General features: G+C 65.4%; 1 protein-coding gene. It reads right to left on the minus strand.

The features are described from left to right. Window positions 1-393, minus strand: a 393-nt coding sequence (locus AC1DZC_RS20055; protein ID WP_477044499.1) for an EF-hand domain-containing protein, incomplete at its 3' end; no start/stop codon positions are given. Window positions 394-641 lie beyond the last annotated feature (248 nt).

The raw sequence follows: 641 nt of genomic DNA on the forward strand, positions 1-641 counted from the left end.
GCCCCGGCCTTCGCGCAGGCGCTCGCCCATCGCCTTCATTTCGTCGGGCGAGATCTTGCCGTCGCCATTGGCGTCGAGCTTCGCGAAGCGCGCGGCGGCCTGGGCCGAAAATTCCGCTTTGGTGATCTTGCCGTCCTTGTCCGTGTCGGTGCCCGCCACCAGCCGGCCGCGGCCGGGCAGTTCGTCGCCCGAGATCACGCCATCGCCATTGGCGTCGAGACGGGCGAAGCGCTGATCCGATCGCGCCATGAATTCGGCGCGCGAGATGGTGCCGTCCCCGTTGGTGTCCATTTTGCCGGCGTCGGCGCGCATGGCGCCGCCATTCTGCCCCGCGAACGCGGCACCGCTGATGGCAGTGCCCGCCAGAGCGAGGGCGAGAAGATAGTTACGCATACCTTGTTCCTTCGAGTGATTGCCCGGTCCCGCCGGCTATGATCGGGGTTTTCGCTCAAGGGTGTCGCGCGGCTATGTCAGCGAAGCGCGAAAGTGTCGCAATTTGTCGCAGCTTTAATTCCTCCCCGTGCCGGGGAGGAAAAATCACGCGAAGATCGCGACGCTCTGCATGCCCTGGGCGATTGGCTGGCCGTCGGCGTTCCAGATCGTCATCGCCTGGCTCGAACAGCCGTTGCGCGCATAATCCG

The sequence above is a fragment of the Cellulomonas sp. P2_B4 genome (genome assembly GCF_056404795.1).